Source organism: Candidatus Bathyanammoxibius amoris, from assembly GCA_024451685.1.
Taxonomy (GTDB): domain Bacteria; phylum Planctomycetota; class Brocadiia; order Brocadiales; family Bathyanammoxibiaceae; genus Bathyanammoxibius; species Bathyanammoxibius amoris.
On sequence record JAMXCW010000002.1, the window covers coordinates 120,867 to 132,824 of the forward strand.

Sequence of the window (11,958 nt, forward strand, 5' to 3'; positions counted from 1 at the left end):
TTCCCCATCGGCTACGGTTCTTTATCCTTCCTTCTTCTGCGTCTCTTCCTCTAGCTTTTTCTTGGCCTCTTTGGTAGCAGCCTTATCCACATCATCTTCTATGCCCTGGACGCCCTTCTTGAATTCAACAATGCCCTTGCCCAAGGACCTCATGACGTCTGGAAGCCGCTTGCCAAAGATAAGAAGCGCGACGACAAGGATAACTATCCATTCCCAGCCACCCGGCATACCAAACATGGGATGTCCTCCCAAAAATTGCGAGATTCTAAATAAATAGACAGAACCTCTAGGCGTTGTACAATTCTGCCCTACAACTGGATATTTACAACTGTATCCCACATTTTAACTTATGCGGTGATATTGTCAACTTCTTTTATCCAAGGCGGCGGTATTGTATTAGATACTCTGTTACTACTTATAGTAATGTCACTTACGTCTTTTTTTTACGGGCCCGCGCTCTCGAAGGAGCTCAAGCACCCCCTCCATATCCCCGGGAAGCTCAGCCTGGAACGAGACCCTTTTTTTCAGTTCTGGGTGAAAAAACTCCAGCTTGTAGGCATGCAGGGCCTGCCTGTCCAATACCGGTTGCTCGTGCGGTTTTGGCTTCTCCCCAAATATCTCTGACCGATACAGGCAGTCACGTTTGTTATAATCCGCGTCTGCGACTATCGGGTGGCCTATCGCCTTCATGTGTACCCTTATCTGGTGGGTGCGGCCCGTCTTGGGCATGACCCTCACCAGCGTGAAATCACCAAACCGCTCCATTACTTCATAAATACTCGAGGCCGCCTTACCCCCGTCGTGCCTGACGGCCATCTTGAGCCGGTTAACGACATGCCGCCCTATCGGCAGCTCTATCAGGTCTGAATCCAATTCTATATCACCCTCCACCAACGCGATATATTCCTTATTTACCGTACGCGACATGAACTGTCTGGCAACGTCGTTGTGGACCATGTCACTCTTTATTACCAGCATAACGCCGCTTGTGTCCCTGTCGAGACGGTGGACTATCCCCGCTTTCAGGGGTCCGCTGGCGGAGGAGAGTTCCTTCACATGAAAGGCCAGCGCGTTTACAAGCGTGCCGCTCATGTTGCCGGGTGCCGGATGGACAACCATGCCAGGCGGCTTATTAACCGCCATAATGTAATCGTCTTCGTAGATGATGTCGAGCGGGACGTCTTCTGGTTCTATCTTATTTTCCACTACGGCGGGAGGTTCCAGCGTTACCGTATCCCCGTATTTTATTACGTAACTGCTCTTTGCAGTCCGGCCGCCAATCTTGACGGAGCCTTCCTTTATGAGTCTCTGGATAAGGGAGCGGGAATACTGTGGGAACCGCGCGGCCAGGTATTTGTCCAGCCTTCTGCCCGCGTATATCTTTCTCTTGACTACGAATTCAAATTCCTTCTCTTCTGTAATGTCTTGTGTTTCCCGGGACATAACACTCTTGTGGATTATTGCATGTTTTCCAGGCGGAACTGCGCAAGCTTAGCGGGCCAGCTGTCCGGCGCGAGCTTTACAGCCTCTCCATAGACCTTAACAGCCTCTTCCTTCCGGCCCAGCTTTTCATAGCACCTGCCAAGGTCCCATTTCTCCTGGGCCAGCAGGGAGGGCCCGTCTGCCGGCGCGTTACCATTAAGATACACTACCGCCTCGTCCAGGCGGCCGTTTTCCTCGCAGGCATAACCGAGGGACTGCCTGACCAGGGGAGCCAGGGGATGGTCACCGTAGCTGCCCAGAAACTGCTTGTAGGTCTCTGCGGCATCAGCATATTCCTTCGCGCCATACTGCGCATTCCCGAGTTCGAACACTATCCAGGGCCTGGTCTTTTTGGGGGCGGTGCCCTGTTCCAGAAGGAACTTGTATTGCTCAATCGCACTTGTAAACGTCTGTTTCTCGGCACTCTCATCCTGAAACTTAGCGACACTTGTATCCAGCGCAAGCGCACCTATTTTGGCCCAGGCGGCTTCATACTCCTTCTCGCGTTTATCAACATAGGTTACCGTAACGATAGTAATCGCCGAAACGAATATTACCGTCAGCACGACAGTGATCTTATGTTCGAGCATCCAGTCCAACGCCTTTTGCCCGGCTTCTATTATCTCTTCGGGTGTCATTACTTAAGGGACTCCTTCCGGCCGTGAAATAATCTCTCCGTTTCACCAAATAGCTCCCGTACCTCGTCCGGCCCAAGCCCGGCCCCCATCGCCACCTTCTCCGCCTCGGACCTGTTAAGCAGGTCTCCAGGTGAGTGCGCGTCAGAACCAAATACCAGTACGGCACCGGTCTCTCTGGCCATGCCGGCGACGTGCCCGTTAGTCAATGAGTGGCCCTTCCTGGCCGATATCTCAAGCCCCACTCCGAGCTTGGCCGCAAGGGCGGCATCCTCCTCACTTATCAGGCCCGGATGTGTAAGTACGTCGGCCTCCGACTCAATACCGGCACGGTTGGTACCCTCTATAACGGGCTCTACAATGGTCTCCCCATGAACCAGCACCATCTCCGCACCCAGTTCCTTCGCACGAGCCACAAGGCCGCGCACCTCAGAAGGCATTATATGGGTAAGCTCCGCCCCCGGCTTCACTACCAGCTTCATGACCTTGTTCAGTTGCCTGGACACCTCAACAAGTCGAGGAATCACAAAGTCTATATTTGACGCGTCTACGTGGTCCGAGATTACCAGACCCTTAAGACCCAGCACCTCCGCCCTGCGCGCAAGCTCCGAAGGCAGTAACTCTCCATCTGATAATATGCTGTGGGAATGTAGATCAAACATAACGGTCTGTATCCATAAATAAGAAATCTGAACAATTGTCCTCCTGAGGGAGTGAAACGACCGAAGGTGTAGCGTGGCAGCTTGCTGCCACGTTCAACGTTGGAGCAAGCTTCAACGCTACAAACGCCAGATTCTTCACTCAAAAAACTCAGAATGACACTCTATGACATTTATAACAAGTAATTATATAAGACCTTTTCTCCACCCGCAAGATAAATCATTCAGGCGTAGCAGGTTATGCGCCGGCAAAATTCTGTGGGTACGGGTGCATTGCAATATACCCCTTTTAATTATTATAATACTCAAGATGAGAAACAGGGTTTACAGGCATCCTAATACCTCTATGGAATCCAGATATGGTTGACCCGGCAGATTTAGTTATTATGAACGCAGGTGAGGTGCTCACCCTTCGTGGGGCATCGCGTGTACCCAAAACGGGCGCACAGATGGACGACCTGGGCATTATCCGCAACGGCGCGCTGGCCATCAAGGACGGCAACGTGGTGGACGTCGGAACTAATGATGAGATAAACAAGAGATACGTGGTTGATGCCCTGGAGTCGATTGACGTAGGCGGCAAGGTGGTCATGCCGGGGTTCATTGACCCGCACACCCACGCAGTCTTCGGCGGTTCCCGGATAGAGGAGTTCGAACTACGCTCACAGGGCAAGCGCTACCTTGACATTCTGGGAGAGGGAGAGGGCATACTCAGTACCGTCAAAGCTACCCGCAAGTTGTCCCTGGAAGAGCTTGTTAGCACGACCATGCCGTATCTCGACAACATGCTCGTGTACGGTACCACTACGGCGGAGATAAAGAGCGGTTACGGACTCAGTCTGGATGAGGAGTTGAAGATACTCTGGTCCATAGAACGCCTCGACGAAATACACCCTCTTGACATCATCTCTACCTTTCTGGGAGCACACGCAGTACCGAAGGAGTTCAAGGACAACAAAGAGGGTTATGTCAAAGAGGTTTTGGACATGCTCCCGGTAGTGAAGGAAAGGAGTCGCGCAAGGTTCTGTGACGTCTTCTGCGACGAGGGGGCGTTCTCGCTTAAAGACACAAAAAGGATACTGGGTGAGGCAAAAAGCCTGGGTTTCCGCATCAAACTCCACACATGCGAGTTTGAGGATCTGGGGGGTGCATTCCTGGCCGTGAAGCTCGACGCCGTCTCGGTTGACCACCTCGACCATGTCAGTGAAGACGGTATTAAGGCCCTGGCCAAAGAGAGGATAACGGGCGTGCTCCTGCCGGGTGTACCGTTCTTTTTGGGACTAGAGAACGAGACCCAGGCAAGGCGAATGATTGAAATGGGGCTGCCGATAGCCCTTGGAACGGACTTTAACCCCGGCTCCAGCCCTACCGTAAGTATGCAGATGATAATATCCCTTGCATGTCTGGAGATGGGATTAACGCCGGCGCAGGCGATCTGTGCCTCAACAATAAACGCCGCCCATGCCCTGGGCATGGGAAGGCGCGTGGGAAGCCTCGAACCTGGCAAGTGGGCGGATATTATTGTACTGGACATACCCAGCCATAAGCACCTCCCCTACGAATTCGGCATGAACAACGTGAACATGGTGATAAAGGGTGGGAAGATAGTCGCGGAGGGTAAAAGGATAATACGTAAGTAGTTGTTCACCCCCACCTGCACCTACTCTGCCACTGCACGGACAGGCGTTCAGTTGTTACCGTAGGGGAAGTCGGCGAGACAGGAGACAAAGAAGGTAAGGGTCGCGGTAGATACCTCAGACTACCACGACGGCGTGCTGTCTTTGTCGTCATACGGGTCATAAGCAATTGTGGGTTCTTCCCGGATATCATCACCTGAAGCGGAGGAACCCTCCTTAACGGGCTCCTCCCTCTCAAGAAACTGCAGCTGAAAGAGTTTTGCGTAAAGATTACCCTGGGACACGAGCTCGTCATGCGTGCCTATCTCTGTTATCCTTCCCTTATCCAGTACGGCGATAATATCCGCGCTCAGTACGGTTGAGAGCCTGTGGGCAATAACAAAGGTTGTCCGGTTTTCAACCAGCTTGTAGATGGCTTCTTGTATTAGCTTTTCCGTTTCGGCGTCCACCGATGATGTCGCCTCGTCCAGGATGAGTATCCGCGGGTCTGCCAGAATGGCCCGGGCGATGGCTATCCTCTGTTTCTGTCCCCCTGAGAGTTTTATCCCCCTTTCTCCTACGACCGTATCGTATCCTTCGGGAAGTTCGGTAATAAACTGCTGTGCGCCGGCTGTCTCTGCCGCGCGTACTACATCCTCCTCCGCGGCCTCGGGTCTGCCGTATTTGATATTGCTTCTCACCGTATCGTTAAACAAAAACGGCTCCTGCAGTACCATGGCCATCTGCCGGCGAAGCGATTTTGAATTGATTTGTTTGAGGTCATGACCGTCTATCAGAATTTTTCCCCGTGTAGGGTCATAGAACCTGGGTATAAGATTGGTCAGGGTGGTCTTTCCGGCACCGCTCGGACCCACCAGCGCGACCATCTGGCCGGGACGGGCCTCAATGCTGATGTCCTTAAGCACCTCCGTCCCGTTCGGGTAGCTGAAGTATACGTTCTTAAACTCCACATGGCCCCTGACCCTGGAAAGTTCTACGGCGTCCGGGGCATCCTGCAGGGTCACCGGTGCGTCCAGCACCTCGAAAATCCTCTCCGTAGAGGCCAGCGCACGCTGCATCTGGTTGTAGAACCTGCTCAGGCCCGAGATAGGCTCATAGACCATGCGCAGATACGGGAAGAATATTACGAACATCCCTGCGCTCATCTCTCCGTTGAGCACCTTATAACCACCCACACAGAGCACGATAACCGCCCCGGTCTCGGTAAACAGGTCAACTATCGGCCTGTACGTGGTGAACATACGGTAGATGCGCACATGCAGCCTGTAGTTCTCCTCGTTCTTCAGCCTGAACCGCTCCATCTCCCTGTCCTGCCGCGCAAAGCCCATAATAACCCTGATACCGGAGATGTTGTCATGTATGAGCGCGTTCATTTCACCCACCTTGTCCCTGAGCTCACGATAGGTCCTGCGAATCATCCTGCCGAAACTGTATGTAATGATTACCATAAACGGCCCGACCGCCAGGGCAAGCGTGGTAAGCTGCCAGTCCCACTGGAAACAAAAAAACAGTACCCAGCCCAACTTAAACATGTCGGTTATAAACGTGGTCACGGGGACAACCACCACCTGCTCCAGGGAATTCACGTCGTTCACCACCCTGCTCATAATGTCGCCGGTACTCTTATCCTCAAAATAGCTCAGCGGCATGTCCTGGACGTGTTGATAGACCTCATTTCTCATGTCGTATATAACCCTTTGCCCCACTCCAGACATAAAATACCCGTGTGCAATGGCTATCAGACTGGTGAACGCCTGCAACAGAAAAAATGCGGCTGCCAAAACAAGGAAGGTCAAGTAGTCGGGGTCCACGGACGGGAACCATTCCCGCCCAACGTACAGGGTAGCTGACTTTAGCGGTGCGGTCAGGGGTATCTTACTTTCCACGGATATGTTAGCAGCTGCGCCCTCTTCCCCTGAGGTGACCGATACTACTCCCTCCATTACGTTCAACTTATCTACGGCAATTCCAAGTATCTGTGTGGGAAGTACCGATATCAGCGCGCCGAGCAAGGAGAAAGAGAGCACCAGGAGCACCGTAGGCCAGTAGGGTATTGCGTAGCCGAGAAGCCTGCGATATGAATTCTGTGTCTGCTGGGGCATATGGGTGGGGTCCAAATCAACAAATCTTCAACCTCCCCCTGCTTCGCAGAGGATGGAAGCAGGGTGGGAGGTTGAAAGAAAACTACACTTCTAACATTTGTATCTCTTTATGTTGTGGTCCTTAACGTACTGTCCTGCCTTCGCTATGAGCTTCTTGTGGTCTGGATTTTCCATCCAGGCGGCGATGCTATCCTCGTTGTCCCACTCTGTCAGGACCATATATTTGTGCTTCTCGCCCACCGGGACAAATGCCGTTGCGCTCTTTAGCCCCTTCTGTTTCAGCGCGATCGGAAAAATCGCCATAACATCCGCCACGAAGGCCTGTTCTTGCTCAGGATGTACCTCGATGTTGAACACGCTTAATACGGCCATTTTCTCCTCCTCTATCCTAAAATCATGAATTTGACCCAACGCAGGGCCTCAAATATACAACTAATGTCCAGATTATTTCATCCAAGTCAAGCTTAATCTTTTTGTCTTCTCCTGTATACTTATACTTTTAAAATTGAGCGGTAAAATGTAGAATGAATAGGAAGCGGGATAGGTTCCACGTATATCTTTCTTGATATAGGAGTTAAGTAAATCAATGAAGGCGAAGTGGATTATCGTCCTGGCAATCGCAATACCCATCGTGGCCGCCAGCAGTACGCTAAGCGTCCTTAAGTTCAGGAAGAGGCCCCCGGAATACCGTACTGCTATACTGGAGAGGGGCGATATCACAGAAACAGTCATGGCCAGCGGCACCATCCACCCCCTTCTCAGTGTGCAGGTGGGCAGCGAGGTCTCCGGCACCATAGAGACGCTCTACACCGATATAGATTCAGCGGTTACACAGGGTCAGCTAATCGCCAAAATACAGCCTGACCCTTTCATAAGCAGGGTAAAAGAGGCAAAAGCGAACCTGAAGATGGCTCAGGCAAAGGTCGCAAGCGCATCGGCGGAGGTGACCAGCGCGGAAGTTCAAGCAAAGGACACGAAAAGGACTTACAACCGCTTCGATGCCCTCGTAAAGGAGGGTATAGTAACTAAAGAAGACAGGGACGCAACCCTTGCCAAATACGAGATGGCCCTGGCCGGGCTTGAGGCGACAAAGGCGCGTCATGACTTAGCTCTGGCCGAACTGGAACAGTCCAGGGCCGCGCTGGAATCCACCGAGCTCGACCTCAGTCATACAGACATATATTCGCCCGTGGACGGCACAGTACTCACCAGAGAGGTCGACGCCGGACAAACCGTCTCGGCAAGGATGCAAACGCCCCTTCTATTTACCATCGCACACGACTTGAAGGAAATGGAGGCCCACCTGGACGTAAACGAGGCGGACGTAGGCAGGATATCCCTGGGCCAGCCCGCCACGTTCTACGTAAATGCCTACCCCAACAAGACCTTTGACGCCGAGGTTGTGGGCATCAGAAGTTCACCAAAGGTGACGCAGAATGTCGTAACGTATGACGTCGTCATCGACGTAGACAACAGCAACCTGAAGCTAAAACCCGGCATGACGGCAAACGCTACTATTATCGTGGCGGAGGTAAAGAATATCATAAAGATACCCAACGCCGCACTTCGTTTCAGCCCTCCGCTGACTGAGAACAACGATAAGAAAGGCGCCGGGAATGCGCCGCGAAAAAACACCGGCTATAAGCCCCGGGAACGCGTCGTTTACGTGTTGGCCGCGAAGGGGAAGTTGAGGCCCGTACCGGTAGAGATCGGTATTTCGGACAACAGTTTCACGGCGCTCGCCAATGGAGACCTGAAGGTTGGAGAGCTTGTGGCCGTTGGCATGGAGTCAGGGCCCAAGTCCTTCAGGAGGCCCAGGAGGAGGTTGTTATAGTGCGAGACAGGGGCATAATAGTCGCAAAAGATTTGACGAAGGTGTACCGCATGGGCGAGGTCGAGGTGCACGCCCTTCGCGGGGTATCTTTACAGATCAACAAGGGCGAATTCCTGGCCGCCATGGGCCCATCAGGCGCGGGAAAGTCCACGTTCATGAACATACTGGGGTGTCTTGACAACCCAACCAGCGGCGTATATCTGCTTGAAGGGCGCGAGGTCTCCCGGCTGAACCGCGATGAACTGGCTGTTATTAGAAACGACAAGATAGGCTTTGTCTTTCAGAATTTCAACCTCCTGCCAAGGGTCACCGCCCTCGGTAACGTAGAACTGCCTCTCTTATACAAAGGTGTCCCACACAGGATAAGAATGAATAAGGCCGAAGAGGTGCTACATTCTGTCGGCCTGAAGAACAGGGAACGCTACCCGCCCGGCAAGCTCTCCGGCGGAGAACAGCAGCGTGTCGCAATCGCACGGGCCATTATAAACAACCCGTCGCTGATACTGGCGGATGAGCCCACGGGAAACCTGGACAGTAAAAATGCCGCGGACATCATGAATATCTTCGTAGAGTTGAACAAACGGGGCATCACCATCATCCTCGTTACCCATGAGACGGATATAGCGGCGTACGCACACAGAAAAATCATATTTAAGGACGGCCTTATCGTCGAGGACACCTCGACAGCCCGCCGTAAGGCTACGAAGAGCAGCAGCAGTAGTAGTAGTAGTCGGGTCTGATATGAGACTTCTTCTGGAAATATTCCGCACCGCGCTGGGCGCAATAAGACAGAACAAGATGCGCTCCGGCCTTACCATGCTCGGTGTGACCATCGGGGTGGGCTCGGTCATCATCATGGTAAGCATCGGCATGGGCGCAAGGGTTCAGGTAAAGGAGCGTATAGAGGGGCTCGGCACAAACATGCTGTTCGTCTTCGCGGGGACTACTACCTCGGGCGGGGCCAGGTCCGGGGCAGGCAGCAGCTTCACCCTTACGGCCGATGACGCCCGCGCCATCGCCAGGGAGTGCCCCGACGTCGCGATGACCTCGTACAGCAAACGGGAGACAAACCAGGTCATCTACGGCAACCGGAACTGGAATACCGTCATCGCGGGGGTAACTCCCGAATACCCGTTAATCAGAAACTGGCCGATAGGAGAAGGTAACTTCTTTGACGACAGGGACATGGAGCGGGCGGCCACCGTCTGTGTACCTGGGTCCGAGGTGGCCGAAAACCTGTTTGCCTGGGGTGAAGACCCGCTGGGAAAGACGATAATCATAAAAAAGGTCCCGTTTAAGGTCATCGGGGTCATGAGCCCAAGGGGCGCTATCGCCGGCGGCCGCGGAAGAAACCAGGACGACCAGATATTCATACCGTATACCACGGCGGAGTGGAAGATAATAGGCTCCGTACTACCCGGCTACGTTAGCATCATATACATCTCGGCAATAAGTTCAGAGGCCGTCGGAGACGCCGAAGAGCAGATTAAGGCCCTCCTCAGACAACGGCATAATATCCAGCCGGACCAGCCCGACGACTTCATCATACTGAACCTTCGCAACATAGCCGCCACCAGGGAGCAGATGGGCAAGATACTGACCTACCTCCTGGGCAGCATCGCGTCCGTATCGCTCATAGTGGGCGGGATAGGCATCATGAACATAATGCTGGTCTCCGTGACCGAGAGGACGAGGGAGGTGGGAATCCGGATGGCCGTGGGCGCAAAACAGCGTGATATAATGTTGCAGTTCCTGATCGAGTCCGTGGTGCTGAGCTGTATGGGCGGTATCATCGGCCTCTGTATAGGCATCATAGGCACGGAGGTTGTGTCGCTGGTGGGTGACTGGCCCGTGCTTATCTCGCCGGTTGTAGTCCTGGTAGCGTTCAGCTTCGCGGTGCTTGTGGGTGTAGTCTTCGGGCTCTACCCGGCAAACAAGGCATCAAAACTCAACCCCATAGACGCCCTCAGGTATGAATAGGGTCAACCCCCTCCTGCGGGGCTCCTGCTCAGTTGATCCTCTTTTGCGGCCTCTTCGTACATGCCCAGACGTCTGTATGCCTGGGAGAGGTGGTAGTGGATGAGGGGGTCGCCCGGGTCTATCTCTACGGCCTTCTTGTACGCATCCACGGCCTTCTCATATTGCTTCTGCTCAAAATAGACCCTGCCGATAAGCATCTGGGCCTCCGCCTTCCATGGGTCAATCTCAACGGCGCGGGCATATTCGCCTACCGCTTCGCCGTATCTGCCGGTGGCGAAATAAACACTCCCTAATACCATATGCCGTTCCGCGTTTCCCGCGTCCCGCCCTATGCCCTTCTTCATCTCCCCCACCGCGTCGTTAAACCTTCTCAGGGCGAAATACGCCTGGCCGAGTGACATGTAGGCCCTCGCCATGCCAGGGTCACGTTCTACGGCCCTTTTAAAGGGCTTAACGGACCTCTTGTATTCACCTGTATTAAAGTACGCCTCGCCCAGGGCAAGGTGGAACTCCGCCCGTTTCTTATCATACTTTACGGCCCTCTTGTACGCCTCAATCTCCTTTTCATGGTTGCCCGTTGCCGCGTATACCTGCCCAAGGAGGAAATAAAACTCGCTATTCTTGCCCTCCAGCTCCAGCGCCTTTTCTATTTCAGTGAGGGCCTTTTGCAACTGCCCTTCTTGATAATAGGTCCGTCCCAGATGGTAATGCCCGGCGGCGTCCTCTGCCTCATCTGCATCGACCGGGATGGCCGTTAAAAGGAAGACGAGAAGGATGGCAAGCAGGGCCTTTGAAAAATTCTGCATCCACCTAAGACGGGTCATTCTGAGTAGGGGCGTGGTAACTCCCCCCCGCAAGATTCTTCGCTCAAAAAACTCAGAATGACAGGAAGTGTTATGGGCACTTTCACAGAAGTCTCTAATAATTTCCTTGTTCATTTTGTGCCTGCTATCTCTTAGCCCGTTTAGTCGCAACCATGCCAAACGTCCGGGTAGGCATCCAGGGGGCAATTATAGTAAATCGTTCAGGGTAAGAGAAGGAGGACTTTTTAAGGAACGCCGCCACCTCCTCGCCGTCACGAAGCTTTGCGGCCCTGGTCACAGAATACACGTAGCGGTTTGCCCACCCCATAGAGGAGGGTAAAAACTCCCACAGCACTAACCTGCCACCCGGCACCAGTACCCGGTGTGCCTCTCGAAACGCGGACGTAAGAGTCTCATCGGAGAGATGCTTTATCACGAATGCAAACAGTACCACAGCAAACCGCTCGTCTCCAAAGGGCAGTGAAGAGGCCGGCCCGGCTGCAATGAAGACGGAACTACCCAGGCCCCGTACGCCTATATTGCGCCTGGCCCTCTCAAGCATGGTCAGGGAAGTGTCCACCCCGTAGTACTTACTCATAGGATACCTGAAGCGTACTTCCCGGGCCCTCATTAAGATACTGGCCGTTCCACATCCCACCTCAAGCACACGGTCGGAAGGTCTCAGGCGGGCCTTACTGATGAAGTTACGGGCATAAAAGTAGCCGCTCAAGTCGAAGACTATCCTGGCCACAAAGGATAACAGCCCCAGCCTGCCACCCTCCAGGTCATCATAAAAGACCCGGGTAAATTTCTCGTCGTCATTCAT

The 11,958-nt window shown here is 53.4% G+C and carries 12 protein-coding genes; 4 read left to right on the forward strand and 8 right to left on the reverse strand.

All coding sequences use genetic code 11. The features are described 5' to 3' along the window. Positions 1 to 21: 21 nt before the first annotated feature. From NOU37_01995 to NOU37_02010, 4 genes are all read right to left on the reverse strand, one after another. Positions 22 to 237 carry a twin-arginine translocase TatA/TatE family subunit gene (locus NOU37_01995; protein ID MCQ4574005.1) on the reverse strand — a complete coding sequence of 72 codons (216 nt, stop codon included), beginning with the start codon at positions 235 to 237 and terminating at the stop codon, positions 22 to 24. Between the two features lie 189 nt (positions 238 to 426). Continuing rightward, the gene (locus NOU37_02000) at positions 427 to 1,443 is read right to left on the reverse strand and encodes an RluA family pseudouridine synthase (GenBank protein MCQ4574006.1); all 1,017 of its coding nucleotides are present in this window, start codon (positions 1,441 to 1,443) and stop codon (positions 427 to 429) included. Between the two features lie 14 nt (positions 1,444 to 1,457). Continuing rightward, positions 1,458 to 2,120, reverse strand: a complete 663-nt coding sequence (locus tag NOU37_02005) for a tetratricopeptide repeat protein (protein ID MCQ4574007.1) — start codon at positions 2,118 to 2,120, stop codon at positions 1,458 to 1,460. Continuing rightward, positions 2,120 to 2,779, reverse strand: a complete 660-nt coding sequence (locus tag NOU37_02010) for a histidinol phosphate phosphatase domain-containing protein (GenBank protein MCQ4574008.1) — start codon at positions 2,777 to 2,779, stop codon at positions 2,120 to 2,122. Before NOU37_02010 ends, NOU37_02005 begins: the two co-directional genes overlap by 1 nt. A gap of 383 nt (positions 2,780 to 3,162) precedes the next feature. On the opposite strand from NOU37_02010, the gene hutI reads away from it, so the two are divergent. Continuing rightward, positions 3,163 to 4,416 (forward strand): imidazolonepropionase, encoded by a 1,254-nt coding sequence (gene hutI / locus NOU37_02015; protein MCQ4574009.1) that lies wholly within the window; start codon positions 3,163 to 3,165, stop codon positions 4,414 to 4,416. Between the two features lie 119 nt (positions 4,417 to 4,535). Here the strand turns inward: hutI and NOU37_02020 are convergent, their stop codons facing one another. Together NOU37_02020 and NOU37_02025 are read right to left on the reverse strand one after the other, a co-directional pair. Then, positions 4,536 to 6,530 carry an ABC transporter ATP-binding protein/permease gene (locus NOU37_02020; protein MCQ4574010.1) on the reverse strand — a complete coding sequence of 665 codons (1,995 nt, stop codon included), beginning with the start codon at positions 6,528 to 6,530 and terminating at the stop codon, positions 4,536 to 4,538. A 75-nt stretch (positions 6,531 to 6,605) separates the two neighbouring features. Beyond that, positions 6,606 to 6,887 (reverse strand): antibiotic biosynthesis monooxygenase, encoded by a 282-nt coding sequence (locus tag NOU37_02025; GenBank protein MCQ4574011.1) that lies wholly within the window; start codon positions 6,885 to 6,887, stop codon positions 6,606 to 6,608. 214 nt (positions 6,888 to 7,101) lie between these two features. Here NOU37_02025 and NOU37_02030 point away from each other — a divergent pair, with 214 nt between their 5' ends. From NOU37_02030 to NOU37_02040, 3 genes are read left to right on the forward strand one after another with little or no spacing between them, the layout of a single operon-like run. Continuing rightward, positions 7,102 to 8,349: an efflux RND transporter periplasmic adaptor subunit gene (locus NOU37_02030; protein MCQ4574012.1), complete on the forward strand. Its 1,248-nt coding sequence runs from the start codon at positions 7,102 to 7,104 to the stop codon at positions 8,347 to 8,349. Then, entirely contained in the window at positions 8,349 to 9,089 is a 741-nt protein-coding gene (locus tag NOU37_02035) for an ABC transporter ATP-binding protein (protein ID MCQ4574013.1), read from the forward strand. Before NOU37_02030 ends, NOU37_02035 begins: the two co-directional genes overlap by 1 nt. Position 9,090: 1 nt before the next feature. Further along, positions 9,091 to 10,329 carry an ABC transporter permease gene (locus NOU37_02040; GenBank protein MCQ4574014.1) on the forward strand — a complete coding sequence of 413 codons (1,239 nt, stop codon included), beginning with the start codon at positions 9,091 to 9,093 and terminating at the stop codon, positions 10,327 to 10,329. Positions 10,330 to 10,331: 2 nt separating this feature from the next. Here NOU37_02040 and NOU37_02045 read toward each other — a convergent pair whose 3' ends face one another. Together NOU37_02045 and NOU37_02050 are read right to left on the reverse strand one after the other, a co-directional pair. Beyond that, positions 10,332 to 11,135: a tetratricopeptide repeat protein gene (locus tag NOU37_02045; GenBank protein ID MCQ4574015.1), complete on the reverse strand. Its 804-nt coding sequence runs from the start codon at positions 11,133 to 11,135 to the stop codon at positions 10,332 to 10,334. Between the two features lie 142 nt (positions 11,136 to 11,277). Further along, positions 11,278 to 11,958, reverse strand: coding sequence for a class I SAM-dependent methyltransferase (locus NOU37_02050; protein ID MCQ4574016.1), 681 nt, complete (start codon positions 11,956 to 11,958; stop codon positions 11,278 to 11,280).

What these genes read in the sequence shown, in the direction of transcription:
- NOU37_02030 (MCQ4574012.1), top strand. Translation starts at nt 7,102, where the DNA reads ATGAAGGCGAAGTGGATTATCGTCCTGGCAATCGCAATACCCATCGTG.
- NOU37_02040 (MCQ4574014.1), top strand. Translation starts at nt 9,091, where the DNA reads ATGAGACTTCTTCTGGAAATATTCCGCACCGCGCTGGGCGCAATAAGA.
- NOU37_02025 (MCQ4574011.1), bottom strand. Translation starts at nt 6,887, where the DNA reads ATGGCCGTATTAAGCGTGTTCAACATCGAGGTACATCCTGAGCAAGAA.
- NOU37_02000 (MCQ4574006.1), bottom strand. Translation starts at nt 1,443, where the DNA reads ATGTCCCGGGAAACACAAGACATTACAGAAGAGAAGGAATTTGAATTC.
- NOU37_02005 (MCQ4574007.1), bottom strand. Translation starts at nt 2,120, where the DNA reads ATGACACCCGAAGAGATAATAGAAGCCGGGCAAAAGGCGTTGGACTGG.
- NOU37_02050 (MCQ4574016.1), bottom strand. Translation starts at nt 11,958, where the DNA reads ATGAATGACGACGAGAAATTTACCCGGGTCTTTTATGATGACCTGGAG.
- NOU37_02045 (MCQ4574015.1), bottom strand. Translation starts at nt 11,135, where the DNA reads ATGCAGAATTTTTCAAAGGCCCTGCTTGCCATCCTTCTCGTCTTCCTT.
- NOU37_02010 (MCQ4574008.1), bottom strand. Translation starts at nt 2,779, where the DNA reads ATGTTTGATCTACATTCCCACAGCATATTATCAGATGGAGAGTTACTG.
- hutI (MCQ4574009.1), top strand. Translation starts at nt 3,163, where the DNA reads ATGAACGCAGGTGAGGTGCTCACCCTTCGTGGGGCATCGCGTGTACCC.
- NOU37_01995 (MCQ4574005.1), bottom strand. Translation starts at nt 237, where the DNA reads ATGTTTGGTATGCCGGGTGGCTGGGAATGGATAGTTATCCTTGTCGTC.